22 protein-coding genes are annotated in these 23,929 nt (G+C 71.6%); 4 read left to right on the forward strand and 18 right to left on the reverse strand.

What is annotated here, in order from left to right; translation table 11 throughout:
- The first annotated feature begins 67 nt into the window (after positions 1-67).
- Positions 68-1,201, forward strand: a complete 1,134-nt coding sequence (locus ACZ6BG_RS26390; RefSeq protein WP_469005754.1) for a TDT family transporter — start codon at positions 68-70, stop codon at positions 1,199-1,201.
- A gap of 43 nt (positions 1,202-1,244) precedes the next feature.
- Here the strand turns inward: ACZ6BG_RS26390 and ACZ6BG_RS26395 are convergent, their stop codons facing one another.
- From ACZ6BG_RS26395 to ACZ6BG_RS26410, 4 genes are all read right to left on the reverse strand, one after another.
- Entirely contained in the window at positions 1,245-2,006 is a 762-nt protein-coding gene (locus tag ACZ6BG_RS26395; protein ID WP_469005756.1) for a helical backbone metal receptor, read from the reverse strand.
- 3 nt (positions 2,007-2,009) lie between these two features.
- Positions 2,010-2,585 carry a helix-turn-helix domain-containing protein gene (locus tag ACZ6BG_RS26400; RefSeq protein ID WP_469005758.1) on the reverse strand — a complete coding sequence of 192 codons (576 nt, stop codon included), beginning with the start codon at positions 2,583-2,585 and terminating at the stop codon, positions 2,010-2,012.
- 385 nt (positions 2,586-2,970) lie between these two features.
- A complete protein-coding gene (locus ACZ6BG_RS26405; protein ID WP_469005760.1) occupies positions 2,971-5,580 on the reverse strand; it encodes an ABC transporter permease/substrate binding protein in 2,610 nt (869 codons plus the stop codon).
- Positions 5,573-6,682 carry a quaternary amine ABC transporter ATP-binding protein gene (locus tag ACZ6BG_RS26410; protein ID WP_469005763.1) on the reverse strand — a complete coding sequence of 370 codons (1,110 nt, stop codon included), beginning with the start codon at positions 6,680-6,682 and terminating at the stop codon, positions 5,573-5,575. Before ACZ6BG_RS26410 ends, ACZ6BG_RS26405 begins: the two co-directional genes overlap by 8 nt.
- A 248-nt stretch (positions 6,683-6,930) precedes the next feature.
- On the opposite strand from ACZ6BG_RS26410, the gene ACZ6BG_RS26415 reads away from it, so the two are divergent.
- Together ACZ6BG_RS26415 and ACZ6BG_RS26420 are read left to right on the forward strand one after the other, a co-directional pair.
- A complete protein-coding gene (locus tag ACZ6BG_RS26415; RefSeq protein WP_469006208.1) occupies positions 6,931-7,845 on the forward strand; it encodes a 5'-3' exonuclease in 915 nt (304 codons plus the stop codon).
- A 142-nt stretch (positions 7,846-7,987) separates the two neighbouring features.
- Positions 7,988-8,827, forward strand: coding sequence for a siderophore-interacting protein (locus tag ACZ6BG_RS26420; RefSeq protein WP_469005767.1), 840 nt, complete (start codon positions 7,988-7,990; stop codon positions 8,825-8,827).
- A gap of 274 nt (positions 8,828-9,101) precedes the next feature.
- Here ACZ6BG_RS26420 and ACZ6BG_RS26425 read toward each other — a convergent pair whose 3' ends face one another.
- Positions 9,102-9,716, reverse strand: coding sequence for a GNAT family N-acetyltransferase (locus ACZ6BG_RS26425; RefSeq protein ID WP_469005769.1), 615 nt, complete (start codon positions 9,714-9,716; stop codon positions 9,102-9,104).
- A 98-nt stretch (positions 9,717-9,814) separates the two neighbouring features.
- Between ACZ6BG_RS26425 and ACZ6BG_RS26430 the strand changes: the two genes are divergently transcribed.
- A complete protein-coding gene (locus ACZ6BG_RS26430; protein ID WP_469005771.1) occupies positions 9,815-10,774 on the forward strand; it encodes an RluA family pseudouridine synthase in 960 nt (319 codons plus the stop codon).
- A gap of 9 nt (positions 10,775-10,783) precedes the next feature.
- Here ACZ6BG_RS26430 and ACZ6BG_RS26435 read toward each other — a convergent pair whose 3' ends face one another.
- The 13 genes from ACZ6BG_RS26435 to ACZ6BG_RS26495 all read right to left on the reverse strand — a co-directional run bounded on the left by ACZ6BG_RS26435 (position 10,784) and on the right by ACZ6BG_RS26495 (position 23,874).
- Entirely contained in the window at positions 10,784-12,295 is a 1,512-nt protein-coding gene (locus ACZ6BG_RS26435) for a cytochrome P450 (protein WP_469005773.1), read from the reverse strand.
- Between the two features lie 68 nt (positions 12,296-12,363).
- The gene (locus ACZ6BG_RS26440) at positions 12,364-12,993 is read right to left on the reverse strand and encodes a GTP-binding protein (RefSeq protein WP_385724172.1); all 630 of its coding nucleotides are present in this window, start codon (positions 12,991-12,993) and stop codon (positions 12,364-12,366) included.
- Positions 12,974-13,384 (reverse strand): DUF742 domain-containing protein, encoded by a 411-nt coding sequence (locus tag ACZ6BG_RS26445; protein ID WP_385724175.1) that lies wholly within the window; start codon positions 13,382-13,384, stop codon positions 12,974-12,976. The genes ACZ6BG_RS26440 and ACZ6BG_RS26445 overlap by 20 nt, the downstream gene beginning before the upstream one ends.
- Positions 13,381-13,788: a roadblock/LC7 domain-containing protein gene (locus tag ACZ6BG_RS26450; RefSeq protein WP_190118949.1), complete on the reverse strand. Its 408-nt coding sequence runs from the start codon at positions 13,786-13,788 to the stop codon at positions 13,381-13,383. The genes ACZ6BG_RS26445 and ACZ6BG_RS26450 overlap by 4 nt, the downstream gene beginning before the upstream one ends.
- Positions 13,785-15,416, reverse strand: coding sequence for an ATP-binding protein (locus ACZ6BG_RS26455; protein ID WP_469005776.1), 1,632 nt, complete (start codon positions 15,414-15,416; stop codon positions 13,785-13,787). The genes ACZ6BG_RS26450 and ACZ6BG_RS26455 overlap by 4 nt, the downstream gene beginning before the upstream one ends.
- A 452-nt stretch (positions 15,417-15,868) precedes the next feature.
- Positions 15,869-18,679: a DEAD/DEAH box helicase gene (locus ACZ6BG_RS26460; protein ID WP_468453038.1), complete on the reverse strand. Its 2,811-nt coding sequence runs from the start codon at positions 18,677-18,679 to the stop codon at positions 15,869-15,871.
- A 112-nt stretch (positions 18,680-18,791) separates the two neighbouring features.
- Entirely contained in the window at positions 18,792-19,682 is an 891-nt protein-coding gene (locus ACZ6BG_RS26465) for a diacylglycerol kinase (RefSeq protein WP_469005780.1), read from the reverse strand.
- Between the two features lie 83 nt (positions 19,683-19,765).
- On the reverse strand, positions 19,766-20,668 hold the full coding sequence (gene tatC, locus ACZ6BG_RS26470; RefSeq protein ID WP_469006211.1) for a twin-arginine translocase subunit TatC: 903 nt from the start codon (positions 20,666-20,668) through the stop codon (positions 19,766-19,768).
- Positions 20,669-20,763: 95 nt separating this feature from the next.
- Positions 20,764-21,063 (reverse strand): Sec-independent protein translocase subunit TatA, encoded by a 300-nt coding sequence (gene tatA / locus ACZ6BG_RS26475; RefSeq protein ID WP_030356254.1) that lies wholly within the window; start codon positions 21,061-21,063, stop codon positions 20,764-20,766.
- A 239-nt stretch (positions 21,064-21,302) separates the two neighbouring features.
- Entirely contained in the window at positions 21,303-21,500 is a 198-nt protein-coding gene (locus tag ACZ6BG_RS26480) for a hypothetical protein (protein ID WP_469005782.1), read from the reverse strand.
- A 9-nt stretch (positions 21,501-21,509) separates the two neighbouring features.
- Positions 21,510-21,764, reverse strand: a complete 255-nt coding sequence (locus tag ACZ6BG_RS26485) for a hypothetical protein (protein WP_289953034.1) — start codon at positions 21,762-21,764, stop codon at positions 21,510-21,512.
- A 43-nt stretch (positions 21,765-21,807) separates the two neighbouring features.
- A complete protein-coding gene (locus tag ACZ6BG_RS26490) occupies positions 21,808-22,839 on the reverse strand; it encodes a helix-turn-helix transcriptional regulator (RefSeq protein ID WP_469005785.1) in 1,032 nt (343 codons plus the stop codon).
- Positions 22,840-22,857: 18 nt separating this feature from the next.
- Positions 22,858-23,874, reverse strand: coding sequence for a helix-turn-helix transcriptional regulator (locus tag ACZ6BG_RS26495; RefSeq protein ID WP_469005787.1), 1,017 nt, complete (start codon positions 23,872-23,874; stop codon positions 22,858-22,860).
- Positions 23,875-23,929: the final 55 nt, after the last annotated feature.

Raw genomic sequence — 23,929 nt, forward strand, 5'->3', positions numbered from 1 at the left:
TCCAGGTTATGCCCTCATAGCCAGGACATCTCTGGTGGGCCGGGCCGGACGGGCGCACCGTGGAGGCATGGTCACAGTCGCGCCCCTTCCCGCCTCGGCATCGCCCACCCCGGCCCACCCGGCCGCGGAGCCCCGTTCCGGCGCCGTCCGCCACCTCGGACCGAACTGGTACGCCTCCGTGATGGGCACCGCCATCATCGCCAACGCCGGGGCCACCCTGCCCGTGGACGTCCCGGGCCTGCGCTCGGCCGTGACCGCGATATGGGCCCTCTCGCTCGTGATGCTGGTGACGCTGCTCGGCGCGCGCGCCGTCCACCACGTGCGCCACCGCGACCAGGCCCGCGCCCACCTCGCCGACCCGGGCATGGCCCCGTTCTACGGCTGCCTGGCCATGGCGCTGCTCGCCGTGGGCGCGGGCGCGATGCTCGTCGGCTCCGACTGGATCGGCACCACGGCGGCGGTCGCCCTCGACACGGTCCTGTTCACCGCCGGTACGGCCATCGGCCTCGCCGCGGCCGTCACCATCCCGTACCTGATGGTGGTCCGCCACCGCGTGCAGCCCGACAGCGCGTCGCCCGTGTGGCTGCTGCCCGTCGTGGCGCCCATGGTGTCGGCGGCCGTCGGCCCGCTGCTCGTCCCGCACCTGCCCGCGGGGCAGGCCCAGCAGACCCTGCTCTACGGCTGTTTCGCGATGTTCGGCCTGAGCCTGCTCGCCACCCTGGTGATGCTGCCCCTGATCTTCGCCCGGCTGGTGCACGGCGGCCCGCTGCCGCTGGCGCTCACCCCCACGCTGTTCCTGGTCCTCGGCCCCCTCGGCCAGTCGACCACGGCCGCCAACAAGTTCGCCGACGTCGCCCGCGGCGTCCTGCCCGCCCCCTACGACCAGGGCTTCGCCGTCTTCGCCGTGCTGTTCGGGGTGCCCGTGATGGGCTTCGCGCTGATGTGGCTCGCGCTCGCGACCGCGCTGGTGCTGCGGGCCCGGCGGCGCGGCATGGGCTTCGCCATGACCTGGTGGGCCTTCACCTTCCCGGTCGGTACGTGTGTGACGGGCGCCGAGGGCCTGGGCGCGCACACCGGCCTCGCGGTGTACGACTGGCTCGCCGTGGCGCTGTTCGTGGTGCTCGTGTCGGCGTGGCTGGTGGCGCTGGTGCAGACGCTACGGGGCGTGGCCAGCGGCAAGCTGCTCGCGGCGCCGCGCTGAACTCCGGGCGGGGGCCGCGCCCGCAGCCCCCGCTACGAGAACGTCAGCGGCGGGCCGTCCGCAGCGCCTCCCCAAGCACGGCCGGGGCTTCGACCAGCGACGGCCCGTACCAAGTGAGATGGCGCCCGCTGAGCAGCGCGGCGGGCGTCCCCGGGAACGCCTCGGGACCGTCGTCCGGCGTGAAGCGGTACGGCTCGTCAGGCAGGACCACCAAGTCCAGCTCCGCGTCCCGCAGTTCGTCGAGGGGGACGCGTGGATAGCGCTCGGCGTGCCCCGCGTACGCGTTGTCGACGCCGAGGCGGGCCAGCAGGTCCCCGGCGAAGGTGTCCCGGCCGAGGACCATCCAGGGCCTGCGCCAGATCGGCACGGCGGCCCGCGGCCGCCCACCCTCCCGGGCCACTCCGTCGCGACTCGCCCCGGCCGACAGGCCCACACCCCGCCACGCGGCCTCCGCGTCCACCAGCCACCCCGGCCGCCGCCCGGCGCCGCACGCGGCAAGCACCCGCTCCAGCTCACGGAACGCCTGGTCGAGCCCCCGCACCTCGGTGACGAGGACCTCGACGCCCGCCGCCCGCAGCGCCGCGATGTCCGGCGCGCGGTTCTCCTCCTCGTTGGCGATCACGAGGTCGGGGGCGAGCGCCACGATCGCCGGGACGTCGGGGTTCTTGGTGCCGCCGATCCGGACGGCGTCGAGGTCCGCCGGGTGCGTGCACCAGTCGGTCGCGCCGACCAGGGCGCCCGGCGCGGTCACCGCGACCGCCTCGGTCAGCGACGGCACCAGGGACACCACCCGCACGGAGCGCATCGGTCAGCGCCGCTCGCCGTCCACGGCCTCGATGTGGTCGCCGACCGCGACGACGAGGACGCGGGCGTCGGCGGCCGTGGCCCGCCAGCGGTGCCGCACGCCGCCCGTCAGGTACAGGCTGTCGCCGGGGCCGAGGCGGTAGGCCCGCCCCTCGGCCTCGACCTCGACGGCGCCGCCGATGACGTACATCAGCTCGTCGTTGCGGTGCTGGAACTCGCGGCCCTCGTCGTGGTCGCCGACGTACTCGAAGACGTGCAGCTGGTGGTGGCCGCGGACCAGGTCCCGCACATGTGTCTCCGGGGTGCCGCCCGCGAGGCTCACGTCGTCGTCGGCGCGCACCACGTCGACCGTGCAGGCAGGGTCGGCGGCGGCGAGCAGTTCCACGGCGGTCGTGCCGAGGGCGTCGGCGACCCGCTCCAGGGAGCGCATGCTGGGCCGGGCCCGCTCGTTCTCGACCTGGCTGAGGAAGGGCACCGAAAGGCCGCTGCGTCCGGCGACGACGGCGAGAGTCAGCTCGAGGCGGCGCCGACGACGCCGTACGGCCGCGCCCACCCGGAGGGTCTCCTTGTGCTCGTCCATGGCCCCGGCTCCCTTCTGCCGCTCCCGGCCCCGCTGGCGCGCGCACCGGCCGTCCTGCCCTTGTCGTCACCCCGGCGGGGCGACGCTGTCACCCTGAAGGGTTTTCTGCACCCTACGCATGTTCGCCAAACGGTTTTACCCAGTTGGGCGCTTCGGGCGCCGGTTACGGCCGCCGCGGGCCCCCGCGCGCCCCGTACGGACCGTGTACGTCCGGTGACAGCGCACTCCAGTAGATCACCTGTCCGGATTCCCGCGGCACGGGACCCGCGCCCGGCGCCCGGCGCCCGGCCGCGGTCGTGCGCCGGCGCGTCCGCCGGAACGCCCCGAGGGGTGGGTCCCACCGTCCGGCGGGACCCACCCCTCGGTGGACGGTGCAGGCTGCGGCCTACTGCACGGCCGTCATCTTCTCCTCGAAGCCCGGGTTCTTCTTCAACCAGGCGTCGACGGCCTTGGGCTCGTTGTTCTTGCCCGCCTTGTTGATCTCGTTCTCCAGTCCTGCCAGCTGCTCCTCGCTCATCTTGAAGTTCTTGAGCCACTTCGTGAGCTGCGGGTACTGGTCGGGGAAGTCCTTGCTGGAGAGCGTGCGGATCGTGTTGCCCTTGCCGAAGCCGCCCTTGGGGTCCTTCAGCTTGGTGAGGCCGTACTCGCTGTAGGCCCAGTGCGGCGACCAGAGCAGAACCGCGATCGGCTCCTTCTTGGCGTACGCGGACTTCAGCTCGGAGAGCATCGCTGGGGTCGAGCCCGCGGCGATCTCGTACTCGTCCTCCAGGCCGTACCCGGGCAGGACCTTGTCCTTGAGCGCCTGCATCACGCCGGTGCCCGGCTCGATGCCGATGATCTTGCCGTTGAACTTGTCGCCCTTGCCCTTGAGGTCCTCCAGGGACTTCACGTCCTTGACGTAGGACGGGACGGCGACCTCCAGGGACGTCGGGCTGTACCAGGAGCCGAGGTCCTTGAGGCCCGCCTTGTTCTTGTCCCAGTACTGCTTCTGGGCCGTCGGCAGCCAGGCGTCGAGGTTGAGGTCGAGGTCGCCCTGCGCGAGACCCGTGTAGGCGGGGCCGACGTCGGCCGGGGTCAGCTCCATCTTGTAGCCGCGCTTCTCCAGAACGCGCTTCCACAGCTGGGTGACGGCGATGTTCTCGTCCCAGGCGAAGTACGCGGCCTTCAGCGGACGCTTGTTCTCGTCGCCCCCCGAGTTCTTCGGCAGCGGCGCGATCTTGTCGAGCACGCCCGGGTTCTTCTTCAGCCAGGTGCGCACGGCTTCCTGCTGCTTGCCCTTGCCCGCCTTGTTGATCTCGGCCTCAAGGCTGGTGAGCTGCTTCTCGCTCATCTTGAAGTTCTTGAGCCACTTGCCGACCTGGGGGTTCTCCTTCGAGAAGCCCTTGCGCGCCAGCGTGTGCACACCGTCGCCCTTGCCCCAGGCGCCCTTCGGGTCCTTGAGCTTCTTCAGCTTGAAGTCGCTGTACGCCCAGTGCGGCGACCACAGCGTGGTGACGATCGGCTCCTTCTTGGCGTACGCGGCCTTCAGCTCGGCGAGCATCGCGGGCGTCGAGCCGTCGACGACCTTGTACTCCTTCTTGAGGCCGTACGCGTCGAGGACCTTGTCCTTGAGCAGACCCATCATTCCGGCACTCGTCTCGATGCCGGTGATCTTCCCGTCGAAGGTGCCGGCCTTGCCCTTGAGGTCCTCGAGGGAGTTGATGTCCTTCATGTACGCGGGGACGGTCAGCTCCAGGGACGTGGGGCCGAACCAGGCGCCCAGGTCCTCCAGGTCCTTGCCGTACTTCTTCCAGTACGAGGCGTGCGTCGTCGGCAGCCAGGAGTCGGTCTGGAAGTCGATGTCGCCCTGCGCCAGGGAGGTGTACAGCGGGCCGGCCTCCAGCTGGCTGGTGGTCACCTTGAAGCCGCGCTGCTCCAGGGCCTCCTTCCAGAGGAAGGTGGAGGCGACGCCCTCGTCCCAGGGGATGTAGCCGATCTTGACTTCCTTGCCCTGGCCCACGTTCTTGGAGTCGGCCACGGTCTCGTCGTCGTTGTCGCCGAAGATGCCCATGCCGCCCGCGACGAGCGCGAGTGCGACCACGCCCGCCATCGCGACGACGGGCCGGGGGCGGTAGTTCCACACGTTGAGGCCCTGCGCGGCCCGCAGCTTGGCGAGCGCGCGGCGGCCGAGCGGGGAGACCTGGCCGCCCAGGCCGCTGGTGACGCGGTCCAGGTAGATGGCGAGGACCACGATGGAGATGCCCGCCTCCGCGCCGAGGCCGACGTCGAGCTGGCCGATGGCGGCGTTGACGTCGGCGCCGAGCCCCGGGGTGCCGACCATGCCGGTCAGGGCCGCCATGGAGAGGCCGAGCATGATGACCTGGTTGACACCGGCCATGATCGTCGGCAGCGCGAGCGGGAGCTGGACCCGGAAGAGGGTGTTGCGGGGCGTGGTACCGAACGCGTCGGCCGCCTCGACCAGGTCCTTGTCGACCTGGCGGATGCCGAGCTCCGTCATGCGCACGCCGGGGGCGAGCGCGAAGACGATCGTGGCGACGATGCCCGCGGGGGCGCCCATGCGGAAGAACAGCAGCGCCGGGATGAGGTAGATCATCGCGGGCAGCGTCTGCATCAGGTCTAGGACCGGCCTGACGATGCCGCTGACCGTCTTGGAGCGGGCCGCCCAGATGCCCACGGGCACGGCTATGACCAGCGCCACGAAGGTTGAGACGAGCACCAGGGACAGCGTCATCATCGCGTTGTCCCACAGCTCCAGGGACACGATGAACGCGAAGCCCGCGAAGGCGAGCACACCGCCGAGCAGGCCGCGCAGCCAGAACGCGATGACGGCGAGGATGCCCGCCATCAAGAGCGGCTCGGGCCCGGAGAGGACGTCGTAGACGCCGTCCCACATGTTCTGGAAGAGCGTCTTGATGAAGTCGAACAGCCAGTCCATATGGGTTCTGGACCATTCGACCGCGTCATTGACCCAGTCGCCGAAGGGAATCCTAGGCACCGCTGCTCACCTTGCCCACGCTCTTGCCGCCGTTGTCCTTGGCCTGCTCCACGGGAACGACCGCGTCCCGCGGCTCCGACGGGGCGGGTTCGCCGAGCACGGCGAGCAGCCGCGCCCGCGGTACGACGCCGACGAGCTTGTCCTCAGCGTCGACCACGGCGACCGCCACACCGCTGCTTGAGCAGGGCGTGAACAGCTCGATGATGGGCGTGTCCTCGGTGACCGTCGCGGGGGCGTCGGCCCGCACGAAGTCCTTGTCGGGGTCAGCCATGATCGCGCCCGCGGTGAGCACCCGGGAGCGGTCGACGTCCTGCGTGAACGAGGCCACGTAGTCGTTGGCCGGGGTGACGAGGATGTCCTCGGACGTGCCGATCTGGACGATGCGGCCGTCGCGCATGACGGCGATCTGGTCGCCCAGGCGCATGGCCTCGTTCAGGTCGTGGGTGATGAAGACGATGGTCTTCTTCAGCCGCTTCTGCAGCTCCAGGAGCTGGTCCTGCATGTCGCGGCGGATCAGCGGGTCGAGCGCGCTGAACGACTCGTCCATCAGGAGCAGGTCGGCGTCCGTGGCGAGCGCGCGGGCCAGGCCCACGCGCTGCTGCATACCGCCGGACAGCTCGTCGGGCCAGGACTTCTCCCAGCCCTTGAGCCCGGCGAGCTCAAGCGCCTCCAGGGCCCGCTTCTCGCGCTCGGCGCGCGGAAGACCCTGCACCTCAAGGCCGTACGCGGCGTTCTCGAGGACGCTGCGGTGCGGGAACAGGGCGAAGTGCTGGAAGACCATGCTGATCTTCTTCGAGCGCACCTCGCGCAGTTCGCGCGCGCTCAGCTTGGTCAGGTCCTGCCCGTCGAAGAGCACCTGCCCGGCCGTCGGCTCCGAAAGCCCGTTGAGCATGCGCAGCAACGTGGACTTGCCGGAACCGGAGAGACCCATGACAACGAAGATCTGGCCCGGTTCGACGGTGAAGGACGCGTCGATCACCGCGGCGGTGGTTCCCTCGGCGCGCAGTTCTTCACGGTCGGCTCCGTGGCGGAGTTTCTCCACCGCGCCATCGGGTCGTCTGCCGAACACCTTGTACAGGTGCTCGGCTTGCAGCCTGGACACATACACCTCTCGGGTTGAACCAAGACGGCCCGCCTCCCCCGCCGGCGGGCCGTGGAGCGACGCGGGTCTGCCCGCTTGCCCGTCAAGAAGTTGAAAACTCGACCGGGTTCGCTCCGCGTGCGCGCCTGCCCACGCTTACACGAGCCAAACCCAAGAGTGCCCCAGGTCACATTCCCCACTGTCCTTCGACTGCCCTTGTCAGTGCCGTGCGGCATGATGCGAGCGTGACTCAAGCAACGCGGCGGCTGATGCTGCTCGACACGGCGTCCTTGTACTTCCGGGCCTACTTCGGGGTCCCCGAGTCCGTGCGGGCGCCGGACGGCACTCCGGTGAACGCGGTGCGCGGCCTGCTCGAATTCATCACCCGCCTCGTCCAGGACCACCACCCCGACGACCTGGTCGCCTGCATGGACGCCGACTGGCGCCCGCACTGGCGCGTCGAGCTCATCCCCTCGTACAAGGCGCACCGCGTGGCCGAGGAGGCCCCCGCGGGCTCCCCGGACCCGGACGCCGAGGAGATCCCCGACACCCTCTCCCCCCAGGTCCCCGTCATCGAGGACGTCCTGGACGCCCTCGGCATCGCCCGCGTGGGCGTGGCGGCGTACGAGGCCGACGACGTGATCGGCACGTACGCGGCGCGGGCCACGGGCCCGGTCGACATCATCACGGGCGACCGCGACCTGTACCAGCTCGTGGACGACGCCCGCGGCATCCGCGTCCTCTACCCCTTGAAGGGAGTGGGCACCCTTCAGGTGACCGACGAGGCGTGGCTGCGCGAGAAGTACGGCGTGGACGGCCCCGGCTATGTGGATCTCGCCCTGCTGCGCGGCGACCCGAGCGACGGCCTGCCCGGGGTGCCCGGCATCGGCGAGAAGACCGCGGCCAAGCTGCTCGACGCCTTCGGCGACCTGGCCGGGATCATGGCGGCGGTCGACGACCCGCGGTCCAAGCTCACGCCGTCGCAGCGCAAGCGCCTGGACGAGTCCCGCGCCTATGTGGCCGTGGCCCCGAAGGTGGTCCGGGTCGCCGGTGACGTGCCGCTGCCGGAGGTAGACGTCGCGCTGCCGCGCGAGCCGCGCGATCCGGCCGCCCTGGAGGAGCTGGCGACCCGGTGGGGGCTCGGCGGGGCCGTGCACCGGCTTCTGTCGGTGCTGGCCCGGTGAGCGCTCCGCACTGCCCCGCCGGGTGCTCCCTGCTGCCCCGGCGGGTTCCCCATGCCTCCCCTGCGCCCTTTCCGTGCTTCCCCGACGAAATGCTAGGTTAGGTTTACCTAACCAATAGCGTTTCAGGGGAAGGCCCACCGCCATGGCAGAGCGACCCGCACGCAGGACTCCCAAGCCCCACATCGCGCAGGTCGTGCGCACCGAACAGCTGACACCACACATGCGGCGCGTGGTCGTCGGCGGTGAGGGCCTGGCGGAGTTCACGGCCGGGGACTGCACGGACCACTACGTGAAGCTGCTCTTCGCGCCCGCCGGCGTGACCTATCCGGAGCCTTTCGACATCCAGCGGATCCGCGAGGAACTTCCGCGCGAGCAGTGGCCGGTGACGCGTACGTACACGGTGCGCTGGTGGGACCCCAAGACCCGCGAGCTCGCCCTCGACTTCGTCATCCACGGCGACGAGGGCCTCGCCGGGCCGTGGGCACGCAGCGTCCAGCCGGGCGAGACGGTCCGCATGCTCGGCCCCGGCGGCGCGTACGCCCCCGACCCCACCGCCGACTGGCACCTGATCGCCGGTGACGAGAGCGCGCTGCCCGCCATCGCCGCCGCCCTGGAGGCCCTGCCCGAAGGCGCCGACGTGCGCGCGTTCGTGGAGGTCGCGGGCCCCGAGGAGGAGCAGCAGATCGACACGCACGCCCAGGTCGTCTGGCTGCACCGGGGCGGACGCCCCGTCGGCCAGGCCCTGGTCGAGGCGGTCCGCGCACTCGACTTCCCCGCCGGTGACGTGCAGGCCTTCGTGCACGGCGAGGCGGGCTTCGTGAAGGAGCTGCGCCGCCTCCTGCGCGTCGACCACCAGGTCCCGCGCGAGCGCCTCTCCGTCTCCGGCTACTGGCGCCTCGGCCACAACGAGGACGGCTGGCAGGCGTCGAAGCCGGAGTGGAACGCGCAGGTGGAGGCGGAGCAGGAGCAGACGGCGGCGTAGGGATTGCGCGGGCACGCGGCGCACGTTCGACCGGCACGCGGCGCACGTTCCCGGTACGTGATGCCGGTGCACGGTGCCAGTAGACGGAGCCGTTGCGCGACGCGCTGGTGAGGGCGGCCACTCCCGAAGCGGGGTGGCCGCCCTCAGGCATACCCCGCTGCGGGGTGGCGGCCTTCACGCATACCCCGCTGCGGGGTGGCCGCCCTCACACACCCCGCTTCGGGGTGCCCGCCCTCACACGCGCGGCACCACGCGCACGAGCCCCCGACCCGCCCTAAGCGCCGCCGTCACCCAGCCGCCGCCCCGCCCCGTCCCCCCTGATCCGCGCGTGCAGATGCATGTCGTGCCAGCCGTCCTCATGCAGCACCGCGCTCCGCTTGGTGCCCTCCAGGGCGAAGCCGGTCTTCAGGGCCACGCGACACGACGCCTCGTTGGCTGTGGCGTGGGTGAGTTCCAGGCGGTGCAGGCCGACCACGTTCAGGGCCCAGTCGGCGAGGGCGGTCACCGCGCGGGGCGCGACGCCGCGGCCGCGGGCGCGGGGCAGCGTCCAGTACGCCATCTCCGCCTGGCCGTCGGAGAAGATGATCTCGCGCAGGGCGACCCGGCCCGCCACCTCGTCGGTGTCCGCGTCCACGACCGCCCAGGTCGCGGTCCGCTCCTTCGGCCACGCCGCGCGCCAGCCCTCGATCCACTCGCGGGCCTCGTCCTCGGAGTCGGCCACGCGCGCGTGCCACTGCTGCAGCACCGGGTCCTGGAACGCCTCGTACACGGCGGGCGCGTCCTTGGGCGTCCAGGGGCGCAGCAGCAGGCCCCCGGCGGCGAGAAGGGTCGGTTGCTCCTGGCCCGCGAAGGTGCCGGGCTCCACCACGTTCGGGATCTTGTAAGGCATGCCGTCATCGTGCAGCGCGGCCGCCGCGCAGGACAGCGATTTCCCGGGCCGGGCGCGCGGCCGCCCGGGCGTCACCGCGCCCCGTACGCTTGCGCGGTGTGACCCGCAGACGCCGCACTCCGCCCGCTCCCCTGCCGCAGCGCGACGGCGTCGACCCCGTACGGGTCCGGCTGCCGGACGACATGGCGTGGACGACCGTACGGGACCATCTCGTCGACCGGCTCTCGGCGCCGCCCGGCGTGGTCGACGCGATGCTGCGCGAGGGCCGGGTCGTCGGCGCCGACGGCGGGCCGGTGGCTCCGGACGCGCCCTACGCCCCGGGCGTGTACCTGTGGTTCCACCGGGACCTGCCGGACGAGCCCCGGGTGCCGGACACCATCGACGTCGTGTACCGCGACGAGCACATCGTCGTCGCCGACAAGCCGCACTTCCTCGCCACCATGCCGCGCGGCGGCCACATCGCGGAGACCGCCCTCGCCCGGCTCCGCGCCCAGCTCGGCATCCCGGCGCTCGGCGCCGCCCACCGCCTGGACCGGCTCACCGCCGGGCTGCTCCTGTTCACGGTGCGCCCCGGGGAACGCGGCGCCTACCAGACCCTGTTCAGCGACCGCCGCGTGCACAAGGAGTACGAGGCCGTGGCCGCGTACGACCCCGCGGTGGCCCTGCCCCGCACCGTGCGCAGCCACCTCGTCAAGGAGCGGGGCGTCCTCGCGGCCTACGAGGTCCCCGGCGCCGAGCCGAACAGCGAGAGCCGTGTCGAACTCGTCGAGCACGACGGCCGCCTGGGGCGCTACCGGCTGCTCCCGCACACCGGCCGCACCCACCAGCTCCGCGTCCACATGAACGCCCTCGGCCTGCCCATCCTGGGCGACCCGCTCTACCCCGAGGTGCGCCCGCCGGTGGCGCCGGACGACTTCCGGCGCCCCCTGCAACTCCTCGCCCGCGTCCTGGAGTTCACCGACCCCGTGACGGGCGCCGCACGCCGCTTCGAGAGCGGGCGCTCCCTGGGAGCCTGGTCCGCGTACGACACGTGGGCCGGGCAGGCGCAGGACCGGTGAGCCGCGGGCTCAGTAGCCCCGCCACCACTCCAGGAAGCGGCGCCACGCGCCCTTGCGCCGGACCGGCGTGGCCGCAGGCTCCGCGGCCGGGGCGACAGGAGCGACCGGCTGCGGCGGGGCGGCCGGTGCTTCGGCCGGCCGCGGCGCCGGGGACGTCACCTCCCAGTGCTTGCGCGGCGTCGGCACGTGCGACATCGGCCGGGCCGTGACGTCCTGCGGCGGCCGCTTGCCGAACTGCACCGGCAACGCCACCAGATGCCGCGACAGGATCGACGAGCGCCAGCTCAGCTCCCGCTCGTCCACGGAGAGTTCGACGTCGGGCAGCCGCATGAGCAGCGCGTCCACGCCGGTGTCGGCGATGGCGCGCCCGATGTCCTGGCCGGGGCACTCGTGCGGCCCGCCGCTGAATGCGAGGTGGGAGCGGTTGCCCTGCATGTTCGCGGACAGGTCGGGGCGCACGACGGGGTCGACGTTGCCCGGCTGGATGCCGAGCAGCAGTCCGTCGCCCGCCCGGATCTGCTGGTCGCCGAGCTGGGTGTCCTGCTTGGCGAAGTAGCCGACCATGGCGCTGAACGGCGGCTCGTCCCACAGCGACTGCTCGACCGCCTCGGGCACGGTCATCTGGCCGCCGCTGAGCTGGGCGCGGAAGCGCGGGTCGGTGAGGACCATGCGCAGGACGTTCGCAATGAGGTTCGCCGTGGCCTCGTACGCCGCGATGAGCACCAGGCGCAGATGCGCGGCGACCTCGTCGTCGGTGAGCTGCGCGGGCTGGGCGATGAGGGCGCTGGTGAAGTCCTCCTCCGGCTGGGCGCGGCGGCGCACGACGTGCCGGGTGAGGGCCTCCATCACGTACTCGTTGCTGGCGATGGCTGTTTCGGTGCCCTTGATCATGTCGCGGGCGGCCTGCACCATGCGTTCGCTGTAGTCCTCGGGCATGCCGAGGACGTGCAGCATCACCATCATCGGCAGATGCTCGGCGAACTGGCTGACCAGGTCGGCCTTGCCGATCTCGCAGATGTCGTTGAGGAGTTTGTTGCTGTAGCGGTTGATGTGGCGGCGGATGCCGCGGTGGTCGAGGCCCGCCATGGCGCCGGTGACCGCCCCGCGCAGCCGCTGGTGCTCGGCGCCCTCGACGAAGGAGGCCATCGGCTGCCAGGTGAACACGGGCGCCAGCGGGTGGTCGGGGCCCGCCGTGCCGTCCCGGACCGCGCTCCACACACGGGAGTCACGGGTGTACTGGGACGGCGTGCGGACCATGTGCAGGTTCTCGCTGTGGCCGAGCACCGCCCAGACGCGGACGTCGTTGTGGATCAGCGCCGGGGCCACCGGGCCGTGTTCGGCGCGCAGCTTCTCGTAGACGCCCGCGAGGTCCTGGTCCGCCTCGGGACCGTACAGGCGGCGCAGTCCGTCGCGGCCGATGCCGGAGGACTGGTGGGCGGGGCAGCCGCGGGGCGGGTCGGCGGCGGGGTCGGCGCCGGGGTTCGACGCGGAGTAGGGGGAATGCCGGGAGGGAGTCGTCACGGTGGTGGCTCCGGGGTGGTGAAGGTTCCGGGGTGGTGGGGGTTCCGGGCGGATGACGGGTGGTGGGCTCAGGCCCTGGCCACGGCGAGGGAATGCAGATAGCGCATGAGCGTCATCAGCGTGTCCCTGCTGGAGACCCGGTGCCGGGCGTCGCAGTGCACGATCGGCACGCCCTGCTCCAGGTCGAGCGCCCTGCGCAGGGCGTCCATCGGGTGCCGTGGCGCGTCCGGGAAGTCGTTGACGGCGATGATGAACGGCACGCCCTTCTCCTCCAGGCGTCCGATCACGTCGAAGCTGACCTGCAGGCGACGGGTGTCGATCAGGACGACGGCGCCGAGCGCGCCTTCGAAGAGGCCGTTCCACAGGAACCAGAACCGCTCCTGGCCCGGGGTGCCGAACAGGTAGAGCACCAGCTCTTCGGAGATGCTGATCCGGCCGAAGTCCATCGCGACGGTCGTGGCGGTCTTGGTCTCGGAGCCGTAGTTGTCGTCGACGCCGATGCCGGCCTGCGTCATGGTCTCTTCTGTGGTCAGCGGACGGATCTCGCTGACCGAGCCCACCATCGTCGTCTTGCCGACTCCGAACCCGCCGACGATGACGACCTTCACGGCGGCCGTGGCCGTGGCGGGCAGGACGTCCTGCGCGCGGGGGCCGGTGATCGCGCCGGAGGTGAGCGTGTCAGAGCTTTTGAAGTCCATGCATCACCGCTTCGAGAAGGGAACGGTCGGGGAGCGCCGAGCGCACGATGGGAGCGCGCGCCAGCACTAAGTCCGCCGCGAGCATGTCCGTCAGGACCACGGTCACCACGCTGAACGGCAGGGCCATATAGGCCGACAACTCCGCGACGGACAACGGCGTCCGGCACAGCCGCACCACGGCGGACTGTTCGGGCTGTGCCGTCGGGGAGGGATCGCCCTTGGCGACGATCAGCGTGACCAGGTCGAGCGGTGCCCGTTCGGAGTCCTCGCCGGTGAGGATGTACAGCCGCTCGGGGTTCTCGGGGCTGCGGCGTTCACGTCGGACTGGCACCTCCGCCTGGAAACGGGCATCGGGTTCATCGCCTTGCGGGGGGTGTAGCGGATGAGTCATACGGCCTGCCCATCTCGCCGCGGCGGACTCGTGAGGTGCGCGCCGATCCGGACGACCAGGTCCCGCATGCGGTTGCCGATGAGTCCGGCGTCGACGGTCTCCTCGGCGAGCACGGCGAGGTAGGCCCCGGCGCCCGCGGCCATCATGTAGAAGTAGCCGCCGTTGACCTCGATGATGACCATCCGCATCTTGCCGTCGCTCTCCGGGATCTCGGTGGCCACGGCGGCGGCGAGGCTCTGCAGGCCCGCGCAGGCGGCCGCGAGCCGGTCGGCGGCGTCCGGGTCGCCGCCGTGGCGCGCGATGCGCAGCCCGTCGGCGGAGAGCACCACGATCTGCCGGGTGCCGTGGACGCCGTCGGCGAGTTCCTTGAGCATCCAGTCGAAGTTGGCCCGCTGCTGGATCACTTCCAGCCCCCCTCATCGGCGTTGTCGGTGCTGCCGTGGTCGTTCCGGTCGCGGACCTGTCGCTGGGCCGCCGGGTCGCCGGGGCGGTCGCCCGCGGTCGGGTCCTCGCCGTTGACGCCCTTCATGAAGGCCTCGATCCACAGACCGGGTTCCTTCTCCTCCTTCGGGGCGGGCGGTGGAGGAGGAGGCGGGGCGGCGGCCATGGCCGCCTCGGCGCGGCGCTGGGCCTCGGCCTCCTGCGCGTAGCGCTCACTGAGCGACATCTTGACGCGGCTCCTGCGCTGAGGAAGGCCGTTGGCCGTCCACTCGGTGACTTCTGGGACCTCCTCCTCCATGGACACCGAGAGCGGCATGGAGGGGTGGGGCACCGTGGTGACCTTGCGCGGCTTCTTGCGGCGGATGTCGCGGGCCTCTTCGATGATCGTGCCGTCGGCGTTCACACGCGGCACGGCGGAGGCGCCGATGCCGTGCGCGAGCCCCGGCGCGGCCCCGGTGGTGATCATCTCGCGCGGCACGATGAGGACGGCGCGCACGCCGCCGTACGCGGACTGCCTGAGCGACACCTGGAGGTTGTACATCTGCGAGAGCCGGCCGACGACCGCCATGCCGAGGCGTGGCGTCTCACCGAGGTCGTTCAGGTCCATGCCCTGCTGGGCCTTCTCCAGCATCCGCTCGGCCCGGGAGCGGGCCTCCTCGCTGAGGCTGACGCCGCCGTCCTCGATCTCCACGGCGATGCCCGTCTGCACCTCGACCGCGGTGACGTGCACCCGGGTCTGCGGCGGCGAGTAGCGCGTGGCGTTGTCGAGCAGTTCGGCGCAGGCGTGGATCAGCGGCTCCACCTTGGTGCCGTGGATGGCGACCTTGGCGATGGAGTGCAGGTCGACGCGCTGGTACTCCAGGATCCGGGACATGGCGCCGCGCAACACGCTGAACAGCGGTACGGGCTTGGGCCACTGGCGTCCCGGGCGGGCGCCGCCGAGCACGGTGATCGAGTCGGCGAGGCGGCCGATGAGGGCCGTGCCGTGGTCGATGCGCAGCAGGTCGTCGAAGACCTCGGGGTTGCGCCCGTGGAACTCCTCCATGTCGCGCAGTTCCGCGGCCTGCTGGTGGACGATGGACTGCACGCGGCGCGCGATGTTGACGAAGGCGCGCTGTGAGTTCTCCCGCATGGCCTCCTCGCGGTCGAGGATGTCCAGGATGGAGCGCAGCAGGATGCGCTGGGCCTGCGGCAGCCGGCGGTTGGTCTCGTCGCCGTCGATGACGTGGCGGATGACCTCCGAGGGCGCCTCGCCCTGCCGGACCCGGTAGAGGGTCTCCGGCAGCAGGTCGCGGCCCAGCCGGACGGTGTCCTCGTCGTGGGTCTCGATGCGGCGCTGGAGGTGGGCGGTCTGCTTCGCGTGGCTCCGGTGCAGGTCCCGGATGACGCGGCCGCGGCGCGCGGCCTCGGCGCCGACGGCGACGACCACGAGCGTGGCGACGGCACCGCACAAGCCGACCGCGATCCTGGCCGGTTCGGTCACCGCGGCGACGGCGGCTCCCGTCGCCGCCGCCATGACCATGGCGGGCAGCAACAGCACGCGTGCGTAAGGGACTTCTCGGCCACCGGGAGGCGATTGAACACTCACCATGTATGCCCTCTGAACACTCGTCTTGGGGGAGGAAGTTGGGGATCGGTACGGGGGTGACTCTGGTAACGCGTGTGGTGCATGTGATCGATGTGGGGGTATGGGGGTGTGATGCGTTGCGCGTCTTCCGCTGGGTTCAGCCCCGCGCGAGAAAACGAATTTTCGAATATCTGGGAACAAGCGCGCGAATCCGTCGCAACTCGTTCAACTCGCCGCGCTTCGGGCGAGCTTAGTCCGCTCGCATCACGCTGGAGTCATATTCGACAACCCTCTGCGAGCGCCCGCCGACAGGCATACACTCAGCCCCATTTGCACGCATGGCGACCGCAACGCCGCATGCAGTGACGATCCGGAGGCGCGGCCGTGAACGGCACCGGCGGAGGCACGAAGAAGGCCCCCGCCGGTTTCACCCGGCAGGGGCCGCACCAGAGCTGATGTGCGTCAGCCGGTGTACGTCAGCCGACGGAGCTGTACGCCACCACACCGCGCAGCAACTGCTCCACCGCCTTGCGCGCGTTCTTCCCGACCGTGCTGTCCTCGCGCGGCGCCGCCGCCGAGATCTGCCCGAGCACATCGATGACCTGCTTGCACCAGCGCACGAAGTCACCGGCCGGCATCTCCGCCTCGCGCAGCACCTCGTCGAGGCCCTTGCCGCTCGCCCACATGTACGCCGCCCAGGCGAAGCCGAGGTCGGGCTCGCGCTGCCCCACGCCCTCCGCCTGGCTGATCTTGAACTCCTCCTCCAGGGCGTCGAGCCGGCCCCAGATGCGCACCATCTCGCCGAGCGCGGCCTTGGCCCCGCCGGAGGGCAGCTTGGGCGCCAGCGCGTCGTCGCCGACCCGGGCCTCGTACACCAACGCCGAGACGCACGCGGCCAGTTCGGCGGGGCCGAGGCCCTCCCAGACCCGGGCGCGCAGGCATTCGCTGGCCAGCAGGTCCAGTTCGCCGTACAGCCGGGCGAGGCGCTTGCCGTGTTCGGTGACCTCGTCGCCGCGCAGATAGTCCAGCTCGGTGAGCAGGGCGACGATGCGGTCGAAGGTGCGGGCGATGGTGTTGGTCCGGCCCTCGATGCGCCGCTCCAGCTGCTGGGTGTCGCGCCGCAGGCGGTAGTACCGCTCGGCCCAGCGGGCGTGGTCCTCGCGCTCGTCGCAGCCGTGGCACGGGTGCGCGCGCAGTTCGGCGCGCAGCCGGGAGATCTCGCGGTCGTCGGCGGCGGCCGCGCGGCCCTTGCGATGGCGCTCGGGCACCAGGTGCCCGGCCTTGGTGCGCAGCGCGGAGGCGAGGTCGCGGCGCGACTGCGGGGAGCGCGCGTTGAACGACTTCGGGATGCGCATCCGCTCCACGGCCTCGACGGGCACCGGGAAGTCCATCGACGCGAGCCGCTTGACCTGCCGCTCGGCGGTGAGCACCAGCGGGCGCGGCCCGTCCTGGTGCTCGAAGCCGCGGTGTCCGTTGGCCCGGCCCGCGGGCAGCCCCGGGTCGAGCACGAGCGCGAGGCCCGCGTACTTCCCGGTCGGCACATGGATCACGTCGCCCGGCTTGAGCTTCTCCAGGGCGGCCGCGGCGGCGGCCCTGCGCTGGTTGGCGCCCTGCTTGGCCAGTTCGTTCTCGCGGTCCTTGAGCTCGCGGCGCAGTCGCGCGTACTCCTCGAAGTCCCCGAGGTGGCAGGTCATCGAGGCGTGATAGCCCTCGAGCCCCTCTTCGTTCTTCTGCACCTGCCGGGAGATCCCGACGACCGACTTGTCGGCCTGGAACTGCGCGAAGGACGTCTCGAGGAGCTCACGCGAGCGGTGCCGCCCGAACTGCTCCACCAGGTTCACCGCCATGTTGTACGACGGCTTGAAGCTGGAGCGCAGCGGATAGGTGCGGGTGCCCGCGAGGCCCGCCAGGTGCTCGGGGCTCATGGCGCGCTGCCACAGCACGACCGCGTGGCCCTCGACGTCGATGCCGCGGCGGCCCGCGCGGCCGGTCAGCTGGGTGTACTCGCCCGGGGTGATGTCGGCGTGCTGTTCGCCGTTCCACTTCACGAGCTTTTCCAGGACCACGCTGCGCGCGGGCATGTTGATGCCGAGCGCGAGGGTCTCGGTGGCGAACACGGCCTTCACCAGGCCGCGTACGAACAGCTCCTCCACGACCTCCTTGAAGGTCGGGAGCATGCCCGCGTGGTGGGCGGCGATGCCGCGCTCCAGGCCCTCCAGCCATTCGTAGTAGCCAAGGACGTGCAGGTCCTCGTTCGGGATGGACTCGGTGCGCTCCTCGACGAGTTCACGCACCCGCAGCCGCGCGTCGTCGTCGTTCAGCCGCAGTCCCGCGTACAGACACTGCTGCACGGCGGCCTCGCAGCCCGCGCGGCTGAAGATGAACGTGATGGCGGGAAGCAGGTCTTCGGCGTCCAGGCGCTCGATGACCTCGGGACGGGCCGGTGTCCAGATCCGCGACCGCGATCTGCGCTCCCGCTCGCGGTCGGCCTCGCGGATCATCTTGCCCTTGCGGCGATCACGCGGGTTGTACGACCGGCTGGCCTCCAGGCGGGCCATCCGGGTCAGGTCCGGGTTGACCGCCTTGCGCTGGCCCTCGCCCTCCTCGAAGAGGTCGTACATCCGGCGGCCCGCGAGCACGTGCTGGAACAGCGGCACGGGGCGGTGCTCGGAAACGATCACTTCGGTGTCACCGCGGACCGTGTCGAGCCAGTCCCCGAACTCCTCCGCGTTCGACACCGTGGCCGAGAGCGACACCAGCGTGACCGACTCCGGGAGGTGAATGATCACTTCCTCCCAGACGGCGCCGCGGAAGCGGTCGGAGAGGTAGTGCACCTCGTCCATCACCACATACCCGAGGCCGCGCAGCGACTGGGAGCCCGCGTACAGCATGTTCCGCAGGACCTCGGTGGTCATCACGACCACCGGTGCCTCGGAGTTGACGCTGTTGTCGCCCGTGAGCAGGCCCACCCGGTCGGCGCCGTACCGCTTGGCGAGGTCCGCGTACTTCTGGTTGGAGAGCGCCTTGATCGGCGTGGTGTAGAAACACTTCTTGCCCTGCTGGAGGGCGAGGTGCACGGCGAACTCGCCGACGATCGTCTTGCCCGAGCCCGTGGGGGCGGCCACGAGCACACCCTTGCCGGCCTCGAGCGCCTGGCACGCCTCGATCTGGAAGGGGTCGAGGCCGAATTCGTACATCTCGCGGAAGGACGCGAGTGCGGTGGCCTGCTCGGCGGCACGCTGACGCGCCGCCGCATACCGCTCGGCCGGTGAGAGGTCCTCTGTCATCGTGCTTTCGAGCCTACCGGCCACCACTGACAACGGACGATCAATATCGGGACCGGGGCGAATCCACAGGTGGCGGGCGTAGGGCGGGTGGAGCGCGGGCGCCCGGCCCGGCTCACGGACCGAGGACGCGCACCGCCCCCGGCACACAGGTGGCGGTCAGCGGCAGCTCGCCGAGGCGCTCCCCGTCCGCGTACCCGGTGGTGCCCGCCGCCTCGATCCGCACCCGCGCGGCCCGGTGCACGGTGACCTTCGGATGGTCCAGGTGCGTGCCCTTGTAGACCCGCGGAAAGACCTTCAGGAGCGTGCCGCGGCCGCAGTCGCCGACGATGGTGACGTCGAAGAGCCCGTCGCTCATGTCGGCCCCGGCGCAGATCCGCATGCCACCGCCGTACGACGTGCCGTTGCCGATCGCCACGAGCGTCGCGTCGACCTCGTGCACGTCGCCGTCGTCCAGCGTCACGCGGTACGGAACGGGCTTGAACGCGGCCAGTTCGGCGAGCATCGCGAGGTCGTACTTGAACCGTCCGGTGGGCCAGCGCATGCGGTTGCCGCGGTCGTTGACCCGCGAGTCGAACCCGGAGGCGAGCACCGTCCCGAACCAGGTCGCGCCGACCCGCCCGAGGTCGATGTCCCGGATCCGCTCCTCCTTCAGGGCCGCGGCGACGAGGGCACCCGCGGCGGCGGGTTCCCGCACGGGCAGCCCGAGGGCGCGCGCGAAGTCGTTGCCGGTGCCCACGGCGATCACCCCGAGCGGGGTGCGGGTCCCGGCGACGGCCTGGAGGGCGAGGCTCGCCATGCCGTCGCCGCCGACGGCTATCAGGGCCCCCGTGCCCCCGTCGACGGCGGTCCTGGCCCGGCGCAGCGCGTCCCCGGCGTCCTCACCGATGACGGTCCGTACGGAGAATCCGGCGGCGCGCAGGGCGGCGGCGGCCGGCTGCGCGGCGTGCGCGCCCCGGCCGCGGCCCGCGGTGGGATTGACGAAGAGGGTGATCTCGCTGGTCACGGGCGGACCCTACACAGCGGTCCGCCGCCGCAACCAGTCGTGGGGCTCAGCGCCCCTGGGCCCGTGTGGCTTCGCCCTGCCTGTCAGGTGACGTCGTCGTAGCCGTTGTACCGGGAGGCGCGGCCGTCGGCGCCGCTGCTGTCGGCCTGCTCGGGGAGCGCCTTGGCGGCGGGGACGGGTTCGTTCCCGTTGATCGGTTCGGGGGTGAGATCGAGGTCGGAGGCCTCGTCGTCGTCGAGCTCCGCGTCCGGGTCGGCGCGTCGGCGGCGTTTGTCGTTGAGGACGGAGAAGCCGACGGCGAGGAAGTACAGGACCACGATGGGGCCGGCGAGCGCGAGCATGCCGACGGGGTCGGTCGTGGGGGTCGCCACCGCACCGAAGACGAAGACGCCCATGACGACACCGCGCCACCAGCCGAGCATGCGGCGCCCGGTGACCATGCCGGTCATGTTCAGCATGACGAGCAGCAGCGGCAGCTCGAAGGAAGCGCCGAAGACCAGGACCATCCTGACGCTGAAGTCGAGGATCTTGTCCATCGGCAGGATGTTCTCGGAGCCCTCGGGCGTGATGCCGAGGAGCACCCGGATGCTGACGGGCATGATCACGTACGCGAGCCAGGCGCCGCCGAAGAACAGCGGCACGGCCGCGGACACGAAGGCGTAGGTGTACTTGCGCTCGCTCTTGTGCAGTCCGGGCGCGACGAAGGCCCAGAGCTGATAGAGCCAGATCGGGCTGGCTCCGATGATGCCTGCCATGAGGGACACCTTCACCGTCGTGGTGAAGGGCGAGAGGAGATCCGTGTACGCGACGGTGGCGCACTCACCGCCGGTCGTCGACATGCCCTCCTTGCAGCGGGGCACGGGGTCGGCGAGGAACTCCATGAGTTGCTCGCTGTAGAACGCGGCGACGATCGCGACGATCGTGATCGCCAGCATCCCCTTCGCGAGCCGGTTGCGGAGCTCGCGCAGATGGTCCGCGAGAGGCATCCGCCCCTCGGGGTCCCTCTCCTTCTTGCGGGCAGACTTGAGCAACCCACGTCCTCATCTCGTGCGGCAGGCCGGCGGTGGCAGCCGGCCTTGGATCAGCGCTGCGTCGTGTGGTCGGTCGGCTCGGCGACCGGACGGGAGCTGGTCACGTCGCCCGGGGCCGCCTGGATGGTGCGGGGCTGCTGCTGCGGGGCGCTCTGGTCGGCGGGCGCGGGCGGGTCGGCCGGGGCCTTCTCGTCCTGCTTGCCGTCCGACTTCATGGCCTTGGCCTCGCTCTTGAGGATGCGCGCCGACTTGCCGAGGGACCGGGCCATGTCCGGGAGCTTCTTCGCACCGAAGAGCAGGACCAGGATGACGAGGATCAGGATGATCTCGGTGGGGCCGAGCCTACCCATAGCTGTCTACCTTCTTCACCGAGGCGTCAGATTTCGGGACCGGGTGTCGGACAGTCGTCCGACCACCGGGCTTGGCAGCGATCGTAACCCCCTGGAGTAAACGCAGGGCAATCCCCGTGCATACTCCCAGTTGCGGCCCGCGCCTCACATTTCGGGCCACTTCAGCAGCGTACCTGCCGGGTATGGGGAGTTGACAGGCCGCACCGGGCCACGCTCCGACGACCGGCCGGAGCGAGCGCTCAGGGGAGGTCCCGGCCCGCGTGGGCCACGCCGGTCGCGGCCTTCTCCAGATCCTCGGCGGCGCGGTTGATCCGCCGCGTGGTCTCCGACACCTGGCGGCCGAGCCGCTGCGCCTCGATGAAGACCTTGATCGCGAACACACTCAGGACGGCGAGGCCGCAGAACCCCGTACCCACCGCCAGCATCGCCCAGAACATGTGCCGAGCCTAGACGGTCGAGTGCAGCCGCAGCGTCCGCACCCCGCCCCCGGTGAGCAGCTCGACGATGCGCTCCCCTGCGGGCTTGCGCACGGCGGTGCCGCACTCGGGGCACGTGAAGGAGTAGAAGGTCGTACGGCGGCTGGCGCCGATGGCCAACCGCAGGGCCCCCGCGGACAGTTCGAAGCGGGCGCGGCAGTCCGGGCAGGCGGCCTTGAAGAGAACCGCGGCCACCGACTGGGGCGAAAGGGGCATCAGCGACATATTGCGCAACTCTCCTCGGTTCCGTTCTCCACGCCGGGCACGGTCACGCTCCCGCGACGTCGGCCCCGCCCACGCGCTCGCGCTCTCCCACGAGGCCCTCGGTCCCACCGGTCTCCCCTTCATAGGCCGCGAGCGCCTCCTGGGCCGCGCGGCGGGCGCTGTCCGTCAGGTCCTGCGGCGAGACGATGCGACCGTCCCGGCCGAGGCGCAGGGCGAGGCGGCGCAGCGAGGCGGGGTCGGGGGTGCGCAAGGTGATGCGCAGGCCGCCGTCGGGCAGTTCCTCCGCGCTGTCGTGCGGGTAGTACTCGGCGACCCAGCGGCCGCCGGGGCCGACCTCCACCACGACCTCGGGGTCCTCGGCGGCGGGCTGCACCAGGCCGGCGGAGAGGTCCCGCAGCTCGACCTCGGGCGGCGCGGACGGCTCGTCCAGGACCTTGATCTCGGCGACTCGGTCGAGCCGGAAGGTGCGGCGCGCCTCGGAACGGCGGCACCACGCCTCCACATAGGTGTGGCCGACGCTGACGAGTCGGATCGGGTCGATCTCGCGCTCGCTGAGCCGGTCGCGGGCCGGGGAGTAGTAGCGGATCCAGAGTCTGCGCCGCTCGGAGATGGCGCGGTCCACGTCGGCGAAGACGCCGCCCTCGGACTCGAAGGTGACCGAGAGCCGTGAGCTGGCCCCGGCCGCCTCGCCCGCGGCCTCCTCCAGCTTCGCCGTGGCGCGAAGCAGCGCGAGCCGGTCGCCCTCGCGCAGGCCGGGCAGCGTGGCGACCGCGCGGGCGGCCACGAGCAGCGCCGTGGCCTCGTCGGCGGCGAGCCGCAGCGGCTCTGCCGTGTCCGCGCCGAGGGCGCCCGGGTTGCGCCACCAGATGCGGTCGCCGTCGGTGTCGATGTCGAGCAGGTCCCCGCCGCGGAAGCTGGTCCCGCACAGCGGAAGCACGTCCAGGTCGGAGATCAGCTCGTCGGGGGTGATGCCGAAGGCGCGGGCGACGTCGGCGACGCGGGCGCCGGGGCGCTCGCGCAGATAGGTCACCAGGGACAGCATCCGCCTGGTCTGGTCGATGGCGTTCGTGGCCATTGCTCGCTTTCGTTCCCCTCAGCCCTTGGCCACGGCGCGCAGCCGGTCCACGACGTCCGCCCGCAGCTCGGCGGGTTCGAGGACCACCACGTCGGGTCCGAACTCCACCAGCCAGGCGTCGAGCCCGTGCCCGTACGGAATCTCCAACTCGTCCCAGCCCTCGCCGAGTTCCCGGGCGGCGACGGCCTTGGCGCGCAGCGGGTAGCCGGCGCCCTTGCGCAGCCGGATCAGCGCGGTGCCGTCCGCCCGCTCCCCCGCCCAGCTCGCCACGGTCTCCCGCACGGTCACCACGTCGGGCACCTCGGCGCGGAACTTCCCGGCGCGCGAGCGGACCTTGCCGGTGATGCGGGAGAGCCGGAACACGCGCTCGGCCTCCCGGTCACGGTCCCAGCCCGCCAGGTACCAGTGGCCGCGCCAGCATTCGAGGGCCCAGGGCTCGACCTGGCGCTGCTCGGGGCGCGCGGCGGTGGCCTTGCGGTAGTCGAACACGACGGGGCGCCGGTCGCGGCAGGCCAGCATCAGCGGCTCGAAGGCCGCCTCGTGCACGGGAATGTGCGGCTCCAGGGCGCCGTGCGACTCGTACGGGTCCACGTCCTCGGGCAGGCCCGCGGCGCGCAGCTTCTGCAGTGCGCCGCTCGCCGCGCCCGCGAGCCGGGCCTGCTGCCAGACCTTCGCGGCGAGGCCGAGGGCGGCGGCCTCCTCGGCGTCGAGCGTGATGGGCGGCAGCCGGTTGCTGTCGCGGCGGGCGAGATAGCCGACCTCGCCGTCCAGGTTCTCCACCGTCTCGATGACCAGGCCGAGTTCGCGGAGGTCGTCCTTGTCGCGCTCGAACATGCGGTTGAAGGAGTCCTCGGACCCGGCGGACGGCCCGGAGAGCGCGCTCCGGCCCGGTCCGAAGGCCGCGCCCGGCCCCGGCCCGAAGGCCTCGACGTAGGCCTCGATGGACTCCCGCAGCTCACGCTTGCTGAGCGGACGCCTCGTCCCGAGCAGACACAGCGCCAGATTCATCAGCCGCTCGGCCTTGGCAATGGCCATCGACGCCCTTTCTCTCTCCCGGTCGACGACCGTACCGCCCCGGGGTGTGGTGGCA

Source organism: Streptomyces sp. NPDC041205, from assembly GCF_055591765.1.

Bases quoted from the DNA above. Each gene is read 5' to 3' on its own strand.
- ACZ6BG_RS26390 (WP_469005754.1), top strand. From the start codon at position 68: ATGGTCACAGTCGCGCCCCTTCCCGCCTCGGCATCGCCCACCCCGGCC.
- ACZ6BG_RS26395 (WP_469005756.1), bottom strand. From the start codon at position 2,006: ATGCGCTCCGTGCGGGTGGTGTCCCTGGTGCCGTCGCTGACCGAGGCG.
- ACZ6BG_RS26400 (WP_469005758.1), bottom strand. From the start codon at position 2,585: ATGGACGAGCACAAGGAGACCCTCCGGGTGGGCGCGGCCGTACGGCGT.
- ACZ6BG_RS26415 (WP_469006208.1), top strand. From the start codon at position 6,931: ATGCTGCTCGACACGGCGTCCTTGTACTTCCGGGCCTACTTCGGGGTC.
- ACZ6BG_RS26420 (WP_469005767.1), top strand. From the start codon at position 7,988: ATGGCAGAGCGACCCGCACGCAGGACTCCCAAGCCCCACATCGCGCAG.
- ACZ6BG_RS26425 (WP_469005769.1), bottom strand. From the start codon at position 9,716: ATGCCTTACAAGATCCCGAACGTGGTGGAGCCCGGCACCTTCGCGGGC.
- ACZ6BG_RS26440 (WP_385724172.1), bottom strand. From the start codon at position 12,993: ATGGACTTCAAAAGCTCTGACACGCTCACCTCCGGCGCGATCACCGGC.
- ACZ6BG_RS26445 (WP_385724175.1), bottom strand. From the start codon at position 13,384: ATGACTCATCCGCTACACCCCCCGCAAGGCGATGAACCCGATGCCCGT.
- ACZ6BG_RS26455 (WP_469005776.1), bottom strand. From the start codon at position 15,416: ATGGTGAGTGTTCAATCGCCTCCCGGTGGCCGAGAAGTCCCTTACGCA.
- ACZ6BG_RS26460 (WP_468453038.1), bottom strand. From the start codon at position 18,679: ATGACAGAGGACCTCTCACCGGCCGAGCGGTATGCGGCGGCGCGTCAG.
- tatC (WP_469006211.1), bottom strand. From the start codon at position 20,668: ATGCCTCTCGCGGACCATCTGCGCGAGCTCCGCAACCGGCTCGCGAAG.
- tatA (WP_030356254.1), bottom strand. From the start codon at position 21,063: ATGGGTAGGCTCGGCCCCACCGAGATCATCCTGATCCTCGTCATCCTG.
- ACZ6BG_RS26480 (WP_469005782.1), bottom strand. From the start codon at position 21,500: ATGTTCTGGGCGATGCTGGCGGTGGGTACGGGGTTCTGCGGCCTCGCC.
- ACZ6BG_RS26485 (WP_289953034.1), bottom strand. From the start codon at position 21,764: ATGTCGCTGATGCCCCTTTCGCCCCAGTCGGTGGCCGCGGTTCTCTTC.
- ACZ6BG_RS26490 (WP_469005785.1), bottom strand. From the start codon at position 22,839: ATGGCCACGAACGCCATCGACCAGACCAGGCGGATGCTGTCCCTGGTG.
- ACZ6BG_RS26495 (WP_469005787.1), bottom strand. From the start codon at position 23,874: ATGGCCATTGCCAAGGCCGAGCGGCTGATGAATCTGGCGCTGTGTCTG.